Below are 17565 nucleotides of genomic sequence, written 5' to 3'. Positions count from 1 at the left end.
ATTAAAAAATGAGTTCTATTAAAAAAGTTAACGTAAATAAGACAGTTAAAAAAGCATAGTTTATCATTCTTAAAGGAGTAATGAGAATGATAAGACTTAAAAATAGAGAGACAGCTACAATCCAAGTAATAATTCCAGCTGAAAGTCCAAAAAAAGTGATTGATAATAATAAACCTACTAATAGGAAGATTAATCCAATTATATTAGTAAAATGTTTATGAGACTGAAACCATTTTTGCAAAGAAAAAGTATTTGATAAATAAGCTTTTTCAGAAGTGTTATACAAAGCATAACATCCGAGGAAAATAATAAGAAAAGTAACTGTTTTCATAGTGGTTTAATCAAAGAACAAAACCCTGAACATAAAAGTTCAGAGCTTTGTATTTGCTATATTTAATAATTCAAATAGTTATTCATGTTTAAAATTTATAACTAAAGCTATAGTTTGTTATTAATAAAATATGTAGCGCAGTGCCAAATAATTTTATAGTCATCTCCTTTAAAGGTTCCAGGAGTTTTTTCTTCATGAGTTGCTTCTACAGTATACGTAGTTTTTTTAGGTAACTTGAAAGTGACTAGCCCTTTTTCGTTAGTCTTTCCCTTTAAAGACCATTTATCACCACTGAATAAAGTAATCTCTCCATTTTTAAGAGTCAAATTTTTATACAATACCTTTAAAGTAATTTTATCAGAGCGGTTATGAAGTTTTGGAGTAACATCAATAATCTCTATTCCTTTAGGGTTTGTAGGTTTTAATTCACTAATTGAGTTACCAACTACAATTCTTGCTTTTGCATGATATTCAGGTTTAAAAGTTGTATAATCATATTTTGTATAATCAAACACTTTTATTTTTTTGTTGTCTAAAGCAATAGTATAGGTTCCTTTTTGTTTCGGAATGAAAGAGGTGCTATAGTAATCGTTTTTAGCTATTGTTTGTAAAGAAGTTTTGCTTCCGTCAGGAGCTATTAACCAAACAGTAAAGTCTTTGACATTACTGAAATGTTCTCCGTCTACTTTTTCAATCACACCCTCAGAAAATTCTCCGAAGCGAATTTTAACCTCATGTTTATTGTTGACCCTTCCTGAAGGATTAGTTTCAATCCAAATGTAATGGGCAAAAGAATTACTAATTACCGCTAAAAAGAGTAATGTTAAAATTGATTTTTTCATTTTTAATAAATTATATAAACCACCTAAACTCTTTAGGTGGTTATTGATTTTTTAGAATAGGTTATAGGTAAGAGAAACTCTTCCGTTAATTCCTGGCTCAGACTGCCAGTATAAATAAGTTCCGTAGTTTGCACCAGAATATAAATGCTTGTTTAAAATATTATTGATATTTAAGGCAACACGTAACTTGTTGTTTTTCCAATGAACACCACCATCCATTCTAAAATAGTCAGGTAATTCAGTATTATTGTTTGCATTCCAAGTCCAAGAAGATCTATCTACTAAATATTGATATCCTAGAGAAAGACCAAAACCTTTAAGTGCAGAGTTCTTATTAAAGTTGTAGTTTAACCATCCGTTGGTAATATGCTTTGCATGTCCAGCAATTCTTGTTCCTACTGTATTTGGAATATCTGATTTGGCAATTTCAACATTTGTATTTGCGTAATTCAATAATAAGTCTAATTCACTTGTAATGTGCGCTTGCATATCAAACTCAAAACCTTTTGATTCTACTTCTCCAAGCAAAATGCTAAACTGACGAGTAGGATCGGTAGGATCACTAGTAGTCATATTATTTTTATTGATAATGTATGCACTTAAAGAAGCATTTATTTTCCCGTTTAACCAATTGGTTTTTAAACCAGCTTCGTAGATAGTTCCTTCAATAGGATCAAATCTTTTCCCTGTATTATCAATAGCATCATTTGCTAAGAATGATTGGTCATATAAACCATAAGCAGTAATCTGTGGAGTAATATCAGCACTTAAACCAATTCTAGGAGTGAATTTTTTAGTTGTAATGTCACCTTTAGGAGTTAATTGAGTATATCTACCTGCTAATGTCAAACGTATTTTGTTTTCTAAAAAACTTAATTCATCTTGAGCATACAAAGAGTTGATTTTTGTTCCGTAGGTATACAAACTAGCACGTTCTTTTAAAGGAGTACTTCTATCAAATACTGGAAAAACTCTATCTCCATAAGTCGGGTTATAAATATTGAATGGATTTGCAGGAGTATCTACTGCACCAGCCTGACTAAAATCAGCAAAATACTCTTTGTCAGTATAATCAAAACCTCCCATAATTTTATGGCTAACAGCACCTGTATTGAACTTTCCGTTAGCATATAATTGGAAGTATTCGCTTTCAGAAATAGCATCCCAAATGCTTACACTTCTAATAGCATCACCATTATTTTGTATACTACCTAACCATGCAGAAGCCCCTTCTTGTGTGTAAAGCATTGTTACATATTTTGCTTCTACAGACCAGTTTTCGTTAAAGTTATGAGTTATTTGGTTTAATAAACTAACTTCCTTGATGTCGGTATCAGGGAAATTACTATCAATCATAGTAAAATCCTTTGGTAGGCTACCAAATCCTTTATCTACAGGGCCAAATATATAAGCTGCACCAACAAGAGTGTTTAGTTTTTGAAAAGAGAATTCGGTTAATAAATTTGTTTTATCTGTTATTTTATAAGATAAAGATGGAGCAATACCAATTCGTTCGGTATCTTCAAATTTTCTATGACTTCCTGTGTTTTGATATAAAATATTTAAACGAGCTAGCAGACGTTTGTCGCTTGTTAAAGCACCTCCAAAGTCAGCCGCAGCTCTGTATGTGTCAAAACTTCCAGCCATTAAGTTTACAGATCCTATTCTTTCTTCTGTAGGTTTTTTAGTTACCACGTTGTAAAAACCACCAGGTTCACCAGCAGCCATCATAAAACCAGAAGGTCCTTTAACAAATTCAATACGATCTACCATAAAAGTATCTTCGGATAATGGCCCCCATGAATCTTGGATGTTTACTCCATTCCTAAAAGCAGGTAATCTGAATCCGCGCATGTTAACACGAGCAAAATGTCCCCAATGCTCTATATTGCTAACGCCACTAACATTTCTAAAAGCACCTTCTAACATATTTGTTACAAGTTGGTCTTGTAATATTTCAGAACCTACTACTTGAACATTTTGTGGTAACTGTTTTATAGGAGTTTTCAAACGTAATGAGTTTGATACTTTGTTTTTAGAATATTTGTTTTTTACTCCGTTAATTGTAATTTCATCTAATTGATCAATAGCCTCTTTAAGAACGATTTTGCCTAGATTTTTAGATTCGTTGTCTTTAAGTCTTATGGTAATTGATTTTTTTTCAAATCCAACCATTGATAGATTAACTACATATTTACCTTTTTTTAAGTTTTCAAACTTAAACTCTCCTTTTTCGTTGCTGGTAAGTCCTTTATTAGTTGGGCTAAGAGTTATGTTTACTGAAGTAAGGAAATCATTATTATCAGTTACGATGATCCCTTTAATAGAATTGTTTTGGGCAACTAATGTTGTCGTAATAAATAAAAACAATACCAACGATACAGGTATAATTTTCTTCATTTTGTTTGTTTATTTAGATTTAATAAAAATTATTTAATATCGCAAATGTATCTCAGGGAAGTTGAGTATCAAAATTTATTTAGATTAATTTTAAATAAAAAAATCTAAAATTTTGAAATTTAATGAGATATCAACATCTTTTTAAATTTGGTATATTTGTAAAACGCAACTAAAAACCTATTAAAATGCATTGGAAAGATCTTTTAGCGCATTTAAAATTCATGATAAAACGGAATCCAGAGTAGCTATTATTGATTGATTTTTGGAGTTAGTCACTACTAATAACAATGAGTAGAATAAACTGACTAATAAAGAAAGAGAGTTAATTGAAAGATTAACACATTGTTGAATTATCAAATTAAGAAAAGATGCCTTTTTATCATAAATTAGGAAAAATTCCACACAAGCGACATATTCAGTTTCGTAAAGAAGACGGAAGTTTATATTACGAACAATTATTTGGTACGATTGGTTTTGACGGAATGTCTACCAATAGTTACCATGAATATAGACCAACAATGGTCAAAGAAATCCGTAAGCAATATTCGATAGCGCCTAAGGTAGCAAAAGAAAACAATATTCAATCGTATCGTTTTAGAGGGTTTCAAGTAGCACCAGAAAATGATTATTTACAAAGTAGAAAAGTAGTACTTACCAATTCTGATTGTAATATCATTTTAGCGGCTCCAAAAGAGTCTACCAAAGAATACTTTTATAAAAACACCGATGCAGATGAGGTAATTTTCATCCATAAAGGGACTGGTAAATTACGCACTATGTTAGGTAACTTAGATTTTAAATACGGTGATTACTTAGTAATTCCTCGTGGAGTAATTTATAAATTGGATTTTGATACAGAAGATAACAGGTTATTTATCGTTGAATCTTATCGTCCAGTATACACTCCAAAAAGATATCGTAACTGGTTTGGTCAATTATTAGAACACTCTCCATTTTGTGAGCGTGATATTCGTAGACCAAAAGAGTTAGAAACACATAACGAAAAAGGAGATTTCGTTATTAATGTGAAAAAACAAAATGAAATTATTGAAATGGTATACGCAACACACCCTTTTGATGTTGTTGGGTATGATGGATATAACTATCCATATGCTTTTTCAATTCACGATTTTGAACCAATAACAGGACGTATACATCAACCGCCTCCAGTACACCAAACATTTGAGACAGATGCATTCGTAATCTGTAGTTTTGTGCCTCGTTTGTATGATTATCACCCAGAAGCAATACCAGCTCCATACAATCATAGTAATATTGATTCTGACGAAGTATTGTATTATGTAGATGGAGACTTTATGAGTAGAAATGATATTGATGCAGGACATATTTCTTTACATCCAGCGGGAATTCCTCACGGACCACACCCAGGAGCAGCAGAAAGAAGTATTGGAGAAACAGTAACCGAAGAATTGGCGGTAATGGTAGATACTTTTAAACCATTAAAAGTAACTGAAGAAGCTATGAAAATAGCAGATGAAGATTATTACAAATCTTGGTTAGAGTAATTTATTATATGAATGTGATAATTTGAAAAGGTATTAAATCAATTTTCAAATTAGTTTAATTATCAAATTTTTCAAAACAGAAAGAAATGTCAAAAGAAATAAAATCAGTAAACTACGGTTTAGAAAAAATATTTGAAGGAGCACAAGACTTCTTACCACTTTTAGGAACAGATTATGTAGAGTTTTATGTAGGAAATGCAAAGCAAGCAGCACACTTTTATAAAACTGCATTCGGTTTCCAATCATATGCATACAAAGGATTAGAAACAGGATCTAAAGAAGAAGTAAGTTATGTGTTAAAACAAGATAAAATCAAATTAGTTTTAACAACTCCATTAAACAGTAAATCTCCAATTAATGATCATATTGTAAAACATGGAGATGGAGTTAAAGTAGTAGCACTTTGGGTTGAAGATGCAAGAAAAGCATATGAAGAAACAACTTCACGTGGAGCAAAATCATACATGGAGCCAACAGTTGAAACAGACGAACACGGAGAAGTTGTAAGAGCAGGGATTTATACTTATGGGGAAACTGTTCATATGTTTGTAGAGCGTAAAAATTATAACGGAACGTTTTTACCAGGTTTCAAAAAATGGGAATCAGATTATAACCCACCAGTAGCAGGTTTAAAATATATCGATCATATGGTAGGTAATGTTGGTTGGAACCAAATGGACGTTTGGGTGAAGTGGTATGAAGATGTGATGGGATTTGAAAACTTCTTATCATTTGATGATAAACAAATTCATACAGAATACTCGGCTTTAATGAGTAAGGTAATGTCTAATGGAAACGGAAGGATTAAATTCCCAATTAATGAACCAGCAGAGGGGAAAAAACGTTCTCAAATTGAAGAATATTTAGATTTTTATGAAGGTGCAGGAGTACAACATATAGCTGTGGCTACTGATGATATTATAAAAACAGTAAGTCAATTAAAATCTCAAGGAGTAGAGTTTTTGTCAACTCCACCAGAAGCATATTATCAAGCAGTTCCAGGAAGATTAGAAGAGTTTAGTCACGAGTTAAGAGAAGATATTGAAAGGCTAAAATCATTAGGAATCATGATTGATGCAGATGAAGAAGGGTACTTATTACAAATCTTTACAAAACCTGTAGAAGACCGACCAACCTTATTCTTTGAAATTATTCAACGTATGGGAGCTCGTGGATTTGGAGCAGGAAACTTTAAGGCCTTGTTTGAGTCAATTGAAAGAGAGCAAGAATTAAGAGGAACTCTGTAAAAAAAATATTTTATAAGATAAAGCAAATTAAAAATCAAGATTCAAGACAGTAAAAATTGCCTTGTTTCTTGGTTTTTATAATTTATATAATGAATCAAAATAGGTATTTAAATATAAAATCTCCTTTCTCATAAAACTTACTTAACCTAAAAAGAGTAAGAATGTAGAACAATTATAAAAGAACAAACAAATGAGTAAAGAAGAAATATTAAAAGCAATAGAAGAAAAATACGATAAATTAGGTGTTCCTGTTGAAGCAATGTTAGAAGGGTTGCTTTGGAGTGAACCTATAACCTATTGGGATTATATACAAACAGATGCGCTACTAGGACTACAAATTCCTAGAACTACGTTGCCAGATGAAATGGTTTTTATCATGTATCATCAAGTAAATGAATTGTTGTTTAAAATGATTTTGTGGGAAATTGACCAAGTAGCAAAAGCAGAAGAAATTACAGCAGATAAGTTCTCAAAACACTTAATGCGTATCAGTCGTTATTTTGATATGTTATGTAGTTCTTTTACAGTTATGGGTGATGGTATGGATGTAGAACAATACTTAAAATTTCGTAATACATTAACACCAGCGAGTGGATTTCAAAGTGCACAATACCGTAAAATTGAATTTGCCTCTACAGACCTTATTAATTTGATAGATGCACGTTATAGAGATACAATTGATAGAAATTCATCATTTAAAAATGCCTATGATCACTTATACTGGCAAGCAGCAGGGAAAAATTATACCACAGGTCAAAAAACAACTTTATTAAATTTGTTTGAGAAAAAGTATATGGGTGAATTCATAGATTTTATGGAAGATTATAATGACTGTAACCTTTCAAAAAAATTCAAGCAATTACCTGAAGAAGTTCAAGAAAATGAAGAACTAATAAAGGCAATGCGTCATTACGATTATACTGTAAATGTTAAATGGGTAATGGCACATTACAATGCAGCTGGGAAATATTTAGGAGGAAGCGATGGAGATTTAGAAGCCACTGGAGGTAGTAATTGGCGTAAATATTTGCACCCAAAATATCAAAGAAGAATTTTCTTTCCATACCTATGGAGCCAAGAAGAATTAGAAAACTGGGGAACGTTTTAAATTCTAGTAACTATAAGATAAAAGCTGTTTAATATTCTGTTAAACAGCTTTTTTTAATTTTTGGAACGGTAATTGTCTATCAATTTTCATAAGTTTGAACATTATGAGAAAAAGAATATTGTTTTTTACACTTTTAGTAGTTGCACAAAGTTTTTTTGCACAAAGTAAACCAACAGCTTATAAGAGCGGAGAATGGCTTCGTTTTGATATGAGCTATAGCGGGTTTTTAAAAGCAGGAACAGCAGTTTTACAGTTAAAAGAAAAGAATTTAAATAACCAAAAAGTACTACATGCTATAGGAACTGGTAAAACAACGGGTGTTATTAGTTGGTTTTTTAAGGTTGAAGACAGGTATGAAAGTTACTTTGGAATTGATAAAGTACAGCCTTATTTATTCAAAAGAAAAATAGATGAAGGAGGTCATAAAAAGAATCGTCATATAACCTTTAACCATAAAAAAAATACAGCGTACGTTCAAGATTTCCGTAAGCAAAAAGATACATTAATTTCTGTTAGGTCACCTCAAGACATGATTTCTACCTTCTATTTTTTAAGAAGTCAGAATACCAAAAATTTAAGAAAAGGAGATGAAATCAAGCTTGATATGTTTTTCGATAATAAAAGTTACCCGTTTAAATTACGATTTTTGGGGCACGAAACATTAAAAACAAAGTTTGGTAAGGTTAAAACGCAAAAATTTAGACCATTGGTTCAAGCCGGTAGAGTTTTTAAAGCAAAAGAAAGTGTTACTATTTGGATTTCAGCAGATGACAATAAAATACCAATAAAAATGAAAGCTTCTTTAGCCGTTGGATCATTACGTGCAGAATTAGATGCTTATAAAGGATTAGCAAATCCTTTTGAAATAGTTGTTGATTAAAAAAACTATATAAGCTGTTTAAGAATTGTTAAAGTGGGAGGAAAAATAGTATTTATTTGTACTTTTGCGCATAAACTCAAATTTAAAGCAGCTTTTTTTGAAAAAATTCATTCTTACATTCATTATTTTATGTCTTTTCTTTTCATGTAAAAAAGAAAAGAAAATAGTCGTACAAGAACCTGTCAAAATAGAAAAACCAAAGCCTGTTATAGCTTACGGTTTTAATTTAGATAATTTTAAGGTTATTAACGATACTATAAAGAATGGAGAAAGTTTTGGGGTTATTATGGATAGACATCATGTAATGTATCCTAAAATTAATGAAATAGCAACTAGAATTAAAGACACTTTTGATGTAAGAAGGATACGATCAGGAAAAGCGTACACAATTTTAGCTTCAAAAGACAGTTTAGATCAAGCACAGGTTTTTATTTATAAACACAACAAAGTAGAAGCTACTATTATCGATTTTAAAGATTCAATTATATCTGCATACAAACATAGAAAAAAGATAAAGACTGTTGAAAAAGAAATAGCAGGTAAGATTTACTCTAATTTATCTATGACGATGGATAGTTTACAGTTAAAACCAACACTTACCAATACGGTAGCAGATATTTATGCTTGGACGCTAGATTTTTATCGTTTACAAAAAGGAGACACATTTAAATTGATTTTTGAAGAAAAGTTTATAAACGATACAACCTTTGTCGGGTACGGTAAAGTAAAAGCAGCTATTTTTAAACATAATGGAGAAGATTTGTATGCATACAGATACGTAGCCGATTCAATTAAAAAAATTCCTGAATATTATGATCAAGAAGGAAACATGCTACGAAGAGCATTTTTAAAATCACCAATTAAATTTCAATACAGAATATCATCACGTTATAATTTAAGAAGGCGAATAAAACTTTACGGTAACAGGGTGAGAGCTCATAAAGGTACTGATTTTGCTGCTAGGTATGGAACTCCTATTATGACCACAGCTAGTGGTACTGTTGTAGAATCTGCGAGAAGAGGAGGTAATGGAAACTATGTAAAAGTAAAGCACAATAGTACTTATACAACTCAGTATTTACATATGAAAAGGAGGAAAGTAAGAGTTGGTGAATATGTAAAACAAGGAGATATTATTGGTTGGGTAGGTATGACAGGAAACACTAGTGGACCACATGTTTGCTATCGTTTCTGGAAAAATGGACGACAAGTAGATCCGTTCCGTGAAAAATTACCATCAGCAGAGCCTTTAGACCCTAAAATAAAACCCACATATTTAGAATATATAAAACCATTAAAAAGACAATTAGACAGTATAAAATTACCACAACTAGAACCACTTTCATTTAAAGAAAAAGAAATTTTAGCTACATATTAATTATGCCATTACAGAATATAAACCCTACAGAAACTAATGCTTGGGAGAGGTTAACAAAACATTTTAATGAGGCGAAAGGTTATGAGTTAAAGGAACTGTTTCGTAAGAATAAAAGTAGAAAAGATGAATTTTCTATTTGTTTAGACGAGTTGTTTGTAGATTATTCTAAAAACAGAATAACCCAAGAAACAATTGATTTATTAGTTTCTTTAGCTGAAGAAGTTGAGTTAAAAGATGCTATTGAAAAATATTTTTCAGGAGATAAAATTAATGTTACAGAAAATAGAGCAGTATTACATACAGCTTTAAGAAGCAGTACAGACGCACCCATTTTTGTAGATGGTAAAGATGTAAAGCCTAAGATTAAAACAGCTTTACGAAAGATGAAAGCTTTTAGTAATAAAGTTATTTCAGGGAAGTGGAAAGGGTACACAGGAAAATCAATCACAGATGTCGTTAACATCGGTGTAGGTGGATCGGATTTAGGACCTAAAATGGTGGTAGAAGCATTACAATTCTACAAAAATAAACTCAACACACATTTTGTGTCAAATATTGACGGAGACCATGTTTTTGAAGTTTTAAAAAAGATAAATCTAGAGACGACACTTTTTATTATAGTTTCTAAAAGTTTTACAACCCAAGAAACAATTAATAATGCTAATACAATAAGAGATTGGTTCTTAAAATCAGCTACTGTTTTTGATGTTTCTAAACACTTTGTTGCGGTATCATGTAATACTAAAGCAGTTGATAATTTTGGAGTTGATAAAAAAAACATATTCCCCATGTGGGACTGGGTTGGTGGTCGATTTTCTCTATGGTCAACTGTAGGTTTGTCAATTTCTTTATCATTAGGGTTTGATAATTTCGAAAAGTTGTTAAGAGGAGCTGAAAAAATTGATGAACATTTTAAGACTACAAGCTTTGATAAAAACATACCAGTTATACTAGCGCTTTTGAGTATTTGGTATAATAATTTCTTTGGTTCAGAAACAGAAATGGTGTTACCTTACAGTGAGTATTTAGAGAAGTTGCCAGTATACTTACAACAAGCTGTAATGGAAAGCAATGGTAAAGATGTTGATAGAAATGGAAATAGAGTTGATTACCAAACAGGAACTATTGTTTGGGGAGGAACGGGAGTGAATTCACAACATGCTTTTATGCAGCTATTGCATCATGGAACAAAATTAATACCGGTTGATTTTATTGGTTTTAAAGAGTCTTTATATAGTTTAGAAGAACATCACGAAAAGTTACTTGCAAATTGTTTTGCTCAACAAGAGGCTTTAGCTTTTGGAAGAACTAAAGAAGAAGCCCATTTAGAATTAAAGGTTAATAATCAACTAAACCAAATAAATACACTTTTACCTTATAAAGTGTTTAAGGGTAATCACCCTAGTAATTCAATAACTTTTAAAAAATTAACACCTTATTCTTTAGGAATGCTCTTAGCTATATATGAACATAAAATTTTTACTCAAGGAGTTTTATGGAATATATTTTCATACGATCAATTTGGTGTTGAATTAGGAAAAGAACTAGCTCAAAAAAAACTTATAAGCGATTAAATTATATCCAATCGTATCTCTTTTACATTTTTTAACTTAAATATAGATTTTGTTAACGATTAAATTAGAGTGTAAATCATTGTATCATAGTGTTAAAAACTTTTTTTTAGATGTTGTAAGGTCTTAATTTATTGTTAAAACTTAACATTAAGTTAATATTAGCACTAATGAAAAGCAGGATATTTGCACCTGCATTTAATAACAATTAGATTAAAAAATGAAAACATTTAAAAATGTATTACTTGTAGCTTTGTTCTTTGTAACGGCTACGGTTTTAGGTCAAACAAAAATTACTGGTACAGTAGTTGACGAAATGGGGGAACCATTACCAGGAGCTAACGTTGTAGTAAAAGGAACTACAAACGGTTCAGCAACTGACTTTGATGGAAAATTTATACTAAACGCTAGCTCAAATACAGGAGTAGTAGTAGTATCATTTGTTGGGTATACTAACAAAGAAGTATCTTTTACTGGAGTTTCTGATTTAGGAACTATCGCTTTACAGCCATCTAATACTTTAGATGAAATTGTAATTGTTGGTAAAGGAGTTATTGATTTAGTTCAAGAAAGAAAAACGCCTGTAGCTGCATCCACTATTAGAGCTTCAGAAATTCAAGCAAAATTAGGAAATCAAGAATTTCCAGAAATTTTAAATACTACACCTTCTGTTTATGCGACAAAAACTGGAGGAGGTTATGGAGATGGAACATTAAGAGTACGAGGTTTTGGTCAAGTAAATACAGCAGTAATAATTAATGGTCAGCCAGTAAACGATATGGAAAATGGTAGTGTTTATTGGTCAAATTGGCAAGGTTTATCAGATGTAGCTTCAGGGATTCAAATTCAAAGAGGTTTAGGAGCTTCTAAATTAGCTGTTCCTTCTGTTGGAGGTACTATGACAATTGTAACAAAATCAACAGATAATAAAGAAGGAGGAGCTTTAGCTTCTAGCTTTGGAAATGACGGATATTATAAAACAACTTTATCATACAACACAGGTGTTAATGAAAAAGGTTGGGCTGCTAGCGTTTTAATAGGAAGATGGCAAGGAGACGGATATGTTGATGGAACAGAAGGAGAAGGATATACATATTTATTTTCTTTAGGTTACAAGCCATCTGAACAACATGCTTTTAATTTTACTTTTACAGGGGCTGCTCAATGGCATAATCAAAGATCAACAAGATTATCCATAAGAGACTTCATGAATTATGGAGGAAAAGACTTTAGAAGATTTAATGCAGATTGGGGAACTTTGAATGGTGATGAGTATTCTTTTAGAAGGAATTTTTATAACAAACCAATAGCTACTTTAAACTGGGATTGGAACATTAATGATAACTTATCGTTATCAACTTCTGTTTACGGTTCTTGGGGTCGAGGAGGAGGAACTGGATCAAGAGGTTCAAACTTTGGAATTAACCCATTTAGAAAAGATTTAACAGAAGCAATTGCTGATGGTAACTTACCATATAGAAAAACTGACGGAACTATTGATTTTGATGCTGTTGTTGCTAATAACAGAGCAGGCACTCCATTTACAGGTGATACAGGAAGAGGAGCGTACCAAGGATTAATTATAGGTTCAAATGGTTATAGTGAGGATGGAGTAAATAGTAATGTTGCTGTTAGAAGAGCTTCGATGAATTCTCACAACTGGTACGGAGCAATATCTAATTTAAAATACGAATTGAATGACTGGACTTTTGGTCTAGGTGTTGATGTTAGATCGTATGAAGGATTCCATTATAGAGTGTTGAATGACTTATTAGGATTAGACGGTTACTATAGTACAGGAAATAAAAATTTAGATACTGGGGTTATTCAAACAGAAACTATTAAAGCTTCACCATTTAATGACACTGGTTTAGGAGGTGCTAAAATTGATTATTATAACGTAGGAGAAGTGGATTGGTATGGAGCTAATGGTTTAGTAGAATATGATAATGATGATAATTTATCTGCGGTAGTACAATTTGGTTTATCAAAACAAACTTACACACGAATTGATTATTTTGATCAAATTAACAACGTAGTGAGTGATACAGAATCTAAAACGGGAGGATATGTAAAAGGAGGTTTAAACTATAACATTAATGATGCTCATAACGTATTTTTTAATGCAGGTTTAATTAAAAGACAACCTTTCTTTGATGCTGTTTTTCCTAATTTTTCTAATAATATTAATGAAGATGCAGAGAACGAGACCATTACTTCTTTCGAGTTAGGTTATGGTTTTAAATCTGAGTTTATTGATGTTAATTTAAACCTATATAACACTACCTGGGCAGATCGTTTTATCTCAAGAACAATCAGAGGAACAGACGCAGTAGATGATGGAACAGCAACTTTTAGTGGACTTAAACAAGTTCACTCTGGTATAGAGTTAGAATATACTATTAGACCTTTTGATAGAATGAGGTTAAAAGGTATGGTTAGTGTTGGTAACTGGGAGTATAAAGATAATGTAACAGCTAGTGTATTTGATAGTAGCCAAACATTAGTAGACTCAGCTACTTTATATATTGATGGGACAAAAGTCGGAGATGCAGCACAAACAACAGCTACATTAGGTTTAAATTATGATATTACGAGTAATTTTGATTTTAGTGCAGATTGGAGATACGCAGCACAATTGTACTCTGACTTCTCTTTTCAATTAGATACAAGAAATTGGGCTAACGATGCAGCATTTTTATCACCAAATAATAGAGGCGCTTTAGAATTACCTAGTTATAACTTATTTGATATAGGTGCAGGTTATAAACTAAACTTTGATAATGATAGTAGTTTAAGTTTTAGAGTTAATGTTAATAATTTATTTGATACAGAGTATATAGCGGAAGCTAGTTCAAGTATTTATACAGATGATACAGATCCACAAGTAAATCCAGTAACAACTGTGAGTACTTATAAAGGGATTGATACTAGAAACCAAGTTTGGTTTGGTTTTGGTAGAACTTGGAACTTATCATTAAAGTATCAGTTCTAATTACAAATTAGAAATAAACTTAAAACCACCTCACCTGAGGTGGTTTTTTTATGCAGAAAATTCAGTATTTTTACACTAACTAAAAATGTATAAAATCATGATGAAAACTTTGCACTCTTATTGGGCATATATTGTATTAGCAGTTTTAATTTTTACTGTTGTAAATGCTATTATAGGATTAGTACAAAAAAAAGAATTTACCCATAAAGAGTTTCGTTTAGGACTATTTACTTTAATTACAACTCATATTCAACTATTAATCGGTTTAGGATGGTATTTTATGTCTCCTTGGTATAAAGCTTTAAAAGCTAATGGAGGAGAAGTAATGAAAGAACCAATAGCAAGACTATTGGCTATTGAGCACCCATTAACCATGATTATTGCCATCGTATTAATCACGATAGGTTGGTCAAAACATAAAAAACAAGTAAAAAGCGAAGCTAAGTTTAAAACCTTTACAATCTTTTATGGCTTAGCTTTGGTACTAATTCTCGCAAGAATTCCTTGGAGCAATTGGTTTTAAGATAAAATTATAGTCCCGCTTCCGCGGGATTTTCTATTTTTGCGCACTAGTAATGTTTTAGTAATGAAATCGGTATGATTAACTTATTAAATAAAAGACTAAGCAAATAACAAAAACAACTAATAGAATGAAGGTTTTAAGTTATATACTCTCATCAATCTTTGCATTGGTGTTTTTTTCTTTATTATTAATTTTTCACCCATTACAATGGTTAGGTCTTAAACTCTTTGGGCAAGAAGGACACCAGAACGTAGTAAATATTATGAATTGGTTCCTCATAAAATCATTATTGATATTAGGAATTAGAGTACAATTTGAAAATAAACAGGATTTACCAGAAAATACAACCTTAATTTTTGTGGCAAATCATCAAAGTACATTTGATATTCCGCCAATTATTTGGTATCTTAGGAAACACTACCCAAAATTTGTGTCAAAAAAAGAGCTAGGAAAAGGAATTCCTAGCATTTCCTTCAACTTAAAATACGGAGGAGCAGCTTTAATTGATAGAAAAGATGCGAAACAAGCATTGTCAGAATTAGGAAAATTTGCGAAACGAATAAAAGAAAATAAATGGTCTGCGGCTATTTTTCCTGAAGGAACAAGAAGTAGAACTGGAAAACCTAAGTCATTCTCCGTTAATGGGCTTAAAATGATAGCAAAATACAATCCAGAAGCTTATGTTGTTCCTCTATCGATTAATAACTCGTGGAAAGTATTTAAATACGGAAAATTTCCATTAGGAATTGGAAGCCCGATAAAAATAAAAACTCATGAACCAATAAAGGTAAACAGTGTATCGTTTGATGAGTTAATGTCTAAAACAGAAACAGCTGTAAAATCTGGGATATACTAGATGAAAACAACAATAAATATAAACCCTTAAAATAAATTATGTCAATACAAAACATTAGAAAGGAAGTAATGCAAACGCTGGAAAAAAACATTGACAGTTTTGTAGACAAATTCTTAATGCCAATTGAAAAAATTTGGCAACCAACTGATTTTTTACCTAATTCACAACAAGATTCTTTTATAGAAGAAGTAAAAGAGATTCGAGAACTATCAAAAGAGCTTGATGATGATTTTTGGGTAGTTTTAGTAGGAGATACTATTACTGAAGAAGCATTACCAACTTATGAGTCTTGGTTATTAGACTTAGATGGAGTAACACAACAACCAGATAATGGTTGGGCAAAATGGATTCGTGCTTGGACTGCAGAAGAAAACCGTCATGGAGATGTGTTAAATAAGTATTTATACCTTTCAGGAAGAGTAAACATGCGTGAGGTAGAAGTATCTACACAACACTTAATTGCTGACGGATTTGATATTGGTACAGCTACCGATCCTTATAAAAACTTTATATACACAAGTTTTCAAGAATTAGCAACGTATGTTTCACACAATAACGTCGCTAAGATTGCCAAAAAGCAAGGACACAAAGCCTTGGCTAAAATGTCTAAGATTATTGCAGGAGACGAAATGCGTCATCACTTAGCGTATACTGAATTTGTAAAAGAAATTTTTAAGATAGACCCAAGTGAAATGATGTTGGCTTTTCAACACATGATGAAACACAAAATAGTAATGCCTGCAATGCATTTAAGAGAATCTTTTGGTGAAAAAGGAAGTTTGTTTGATGATTTTTCAACAGTAGCACAAAGAGTAGGAGTATATACTGGTTTTGATTATGTAGATATTTTGAAAAAATTAAATACGACATGGGAAATTGATAAGATTACCAATTTAACTCCAGAAGCAGAAAAAGCAAGAGATTTCTTAATGAAATTACCAGACAGAATGTACCGAATTACTGAACGTATCGTAGTACCAGATACAAAATTCAATTTTAAATGGATGATTCCTGCATAAAAGTAAAAAAGCAACCGAAAGGTTGCTTTTTTATTGAAGTATAAACTCATCTCTGTCATCCAAAAATCGAAATCGATTACGAGCTTTTATTTGTGTTTCTTTATCTAATTCAATAATCAATGTTTCCTCAGTTCCTTTGTTATTTTTAACCAAACAGTTTCCTAAGGTATCATAGCAAACCGTATTCCCAGTATATTCATAGTTGTTAGCATCTATACCTACTCTATTCACACCAATAGTATAACTCATATTTTCAATAGCTCGTGCTTTTAACAAACCATCCCAAGCTTCAATACGAGGTTTAGGCCAACTTGCTACATATAGCAATAAGTCGTAATTTTCTGTATTTCTCGCCCACACAGGAAAACGTAAATCATAACAAATTAGTGGGCAAATTTTCCAGCCTTTATATTCAATTACAATTCTTTCAGTTCCTGCAGAAAACACTTCATGTTCACCTGCTAACGTAAACGTATGTTTTTTATCATAAAAATCAATTTTCCCTGAAGAGTGCACAAATAATAAACGATTATAAAAATTATAATTTTCACAGATAACGATACTTCCAGTAATAGCAATACTCTTTTCTTGTGCTAAATTTTGCAACCATTGTACTGTTTCACCTTTCATAGTTTCAGCAACATCTGAAGCATTCATAGTGAAGCCAGTAGTAAACATTTCAGGTAAGATAATTAAGTCAATATCCTCATCTAAAATGTTTATTTTTTCCTCAAATTGTTTTCTGTTTGCTGTTGGATTTTCCCAAATTAAATCCGATTGAATCAAAGCTACTCTTAAGTGATTCGTTGTGTTCATGAATATAGGCTATTTGTACTCTCAAAAATAGGATAAAAATTGTACTTTCGATTCAAGCTAAAACCATTTTATA

14 protein-coding genes are annotated in these 17565 nt (G+C 31.5%); 10 read left to right on the top strand and 4 right to left on the bottom strand.

The genetic code is table 11. From position 1 onward, the window contains the following. Position 1 precedes the first annotated feature (1 nt). From C8N27_RS04025 to C8N27_RS04015, 3 genes are all read right to left on the bottom strand, one after another. Positions 2-331, bottom strand: coding sequence for a hypothetical protein (locus tag C8N27_RS04025; RefSeq protein WP_121146378.1), 330 nt, complete (start codon positions 329-331; stop codon positions 2-4). Positions 332-438: 107 nt separating this feature from the next. After that, entirely contained in the window at positions 439-1173 is a 735-nt protein-coding gene (locus tag C8N27_RS04020) for a DUF4198 domain-containing protein (RefSeq protein ID WP_121146377.1), read from the bottom strand. Positions 1174-1224: 51 nt separating this feature from the next. Continuing rightward, the gene (locus C8N27_RS04015) at positions 1225-3573 is read right to left on the bottom strand and encodes a TonB-dependent receptor domain-containing protein (RefSeq protein WP_121146376.1); all 2349 of its coding nucleotides are present in this window, start codon (positions 3571-3573) and stop codon (positions 1225-1227) included. Between the two features lie 368 nt (positions 3574-3941). Between C8N27_RS04015 and C8N27_RS04010 the strand changes: the two genes are divergently transcribed. The 10 genes from C8N27_RS04010 to C8N27_RS03965 all read left to right on the top strand — a co-directional run bounded on the left by C8N27_RS04010 (position 3942) and on the right by C8N27_RS03965 (position 16676). After that, positions 3942-5099 carry a homogentisate 1,2-dioxygenase gene (locus tag C8N27_RS04010; protein WP_121146375.1) on the top strand — a complete coding sequence of 386 codons (1158 nt, stop codon included), beginning with the start codon at positions 3942-3944 and terminating at the stop codon, positions 5097-5099. Positions 5100-5185: 86 nt separating this feature from the next. Beyond that, complete coding sequence (hppD, locus tag C8N27_RS04005; protein WP_121146374.1) at positions 5186-6346, top strand: 4-hydroxyphenylpyruvate dioxygenase; 1161 nt, start codon at positions 5186-5188, stop codon at positions 6344-6346. A gap of 190 nt (positions 6347-6536) precedes the next feature. Continuing rightward, positions 6537-7454, top strand: a complete 918-nt coding sequence (locus tag C8N27_RS04000; RefSeq protein ID WP_099214810.1) for a tryptophan 2,3-dioxygenase family protein — start codon at positions 6537-6539, stop codon at positions 7452-7454. 103 nt (positions 7455-7557) lie between these two features. After that, on the top strand, positions 7558-8334 hold the full coding sequence (locus C8N27_RS03995) for a DUF3108 domain-containing protein (protein ID WP_121146373.1): 777 nt from the start codon (positions 7558-7560) through the stop codon (positions 8332-8334). 97 nt (positions 8335-8431) lie between these two features. Continuing rightward, a complete protein-coding gene (locus C8N27_RS03990) occupies positions 8432-9712 on the top strand; it encodes a peptidoglycan DD-metalloendopeptidase family protein (protein WP_121146372.1) in 1281 nt (426 codons plus the stop codon). Between the two features lie 2 nt (positions 9713-9714). Further along, on the top strand, positions 9715-11286 hold the full coding sequence (pgi, locus tag C8N27_RS03985; RefSeq protein ID WP_121146371.1) for a glucose-6-phosphate isomerase: 1572 nt from the start codon (positions 9715-9717) through the stop codon (positions 11284-11286). Positions 11287-11503: 217 nt separating this feature from the next. Then, entirely contained in the window at positions 11504-14278 is a 2775-nt protein-coding gene (locus C8N27_RS03980; protein ID WP_121146370.1) for a TonB-dependent receptor, read from the top strand. A gap of 100 nt (positions 14279-14378) precedes the next feature. Then, positions 14379-14801 (top strand): hypothetical protein, encoded by a 423-nt coding sequence (locus C8N27_RS03975; protein WP_121146369.1) that lies wholly within the window; start codon positions 14379-14381, stop codon positions 14799-14801. Positions 14802-14928: 127 nt separating this feature from the next. Beyond that, positions 14929-15657: a lysophospholipid acyltransferase family protein gene (locus tag C8N27_RS03970; protein WP_121146368.1), complete on the top strand. Its 729-nt coding sequence runs from the start codon at positions 14929-14931 to the stop codon at positions 15655-15657. Positions 15658-15695: 38 nt separating this feature from the next. Next, on the top strand, positions 15696-16676 hold the full coding sequence (locus C8N27_RS03965) for an acyl-ACP desaturase (RefSeq protein ID WP_121146367.1): 981 nt from the start codon (positions 15696-15698) through the stop codon (positions 16674-16676). Between the two features lie 30 nt (positions 16677-16706). Here the strand turns inward: C8N27_RS03965 and C8N27_RS03960 are convergent, their stop codons facing one another. Next, complete coding sequence (locus C8N27_RS03960) at positions 16707-17492, bottom strand: amidohydrolase (RefSeq protein ID WP_121146366.1); 786 nt, start codon at positions 17490-17492, stop codon at positions 16707-16709. Positions 17493-17565: the final 73 nt, after the last annotated feature.

The organism is Tenacibaculum discolor, from assembly GCF_003664185.1.
GTDB lineage: Bacteria > Bacteroidota > Bacteroidia > Flavobacteriales > Flavobacteriaceae > Polaribacter > Polaribacter discolor.
Note: the sequence above shows the minus strand (reverse complement) of the source record. Positions and strands in the feature narration are given on the sequence as shown.

Coding starts and splice junctions, on each gene's coding strand:
- C8N27_RS04025 (WP_121146378.1), bottom strand. CDS start 331: ATGAAAACAGTTACTTTTCTTATTATTTTCCTCGGATGTTATGCTTTG.
- C8N27_RS04020 (WP_121146377.1), bottom strand. CDS start 1,173: ATGAAAAAATCAATTTTAACATTACTCTTTTTAGCGGTAATTAGTAAT.
- C8N27_RS04015 (WP_121146376.1), bottom strand. CDS start 3,573: ATGAAGAAAATTATACCTGTATCGTTGGTATTGTTTTTATTTATTACG.
- C8N27_RS04010 (WP_121146375.1), top strand. CDS start 3,942: ATGCCTTTTTATCATAAATTAGGAAAAATTCCACACAAGCGACATATT.
- hppD (WP_121146374.1), top strand. CDS start 5,186: ATGTCAAAAGAAATAAAATCAGTAAACTACGGTTTAGAAAAAATATTT.
- C8N27_RS04000 (WP_099214810.1), top strand. CDS start 6,537: ATGAGTAAAGAAGAAATATTAAAAGCAATAGAAGAAAAATACGATAAA.
- C8N27_RS03995 (WP_121146373.1), top strand. CDS start 7,558: ATGAGAAAAAGAATATTGTTTTTTACACTTTTAGTAGTTGCACAAAGT.
- pgi (WP_121146371.1), top strand. CDS start 9,715: ATGCCATTACAGAATATAAACCCTACAGAAACTAATGCTTGGGAGAGG.
- C8N27_RS03980 (WP_121146370.1), top strand. CDS start 11,504: ATGAAAACATTTAAAAATGTATTACTTGTAGCTTTGTTCTTTGTAACG.
- C8N27_RS03975 (WP_121146369.1), top strand. CDS start 14,379: ATGAAAACTTTGCACTCTTATTGGGCATATATTGTATTAGCAGTTTTA.
- C8N27_RS03970 (WP_121146368.1), top strand. CDS start 14,929: ATGAAGGTTTTAAGTTATATACTCTCATCAATCTTTGCATTGGTGTTT.
- C8N27_RS03965 (WP_121146367.1), top strand. CDS start 15,696: ATGTCAATACAAAACATTAGAAAGGAAGTAATGCAAACGCTGGAAAAA.
- C8N27_RS03960 (WP_121146366.1), bottom strand. CDS start 17,492: ATGAACACAACGAATCACTTAAGAGTAGCTTTGATTCAATCGGATTTA.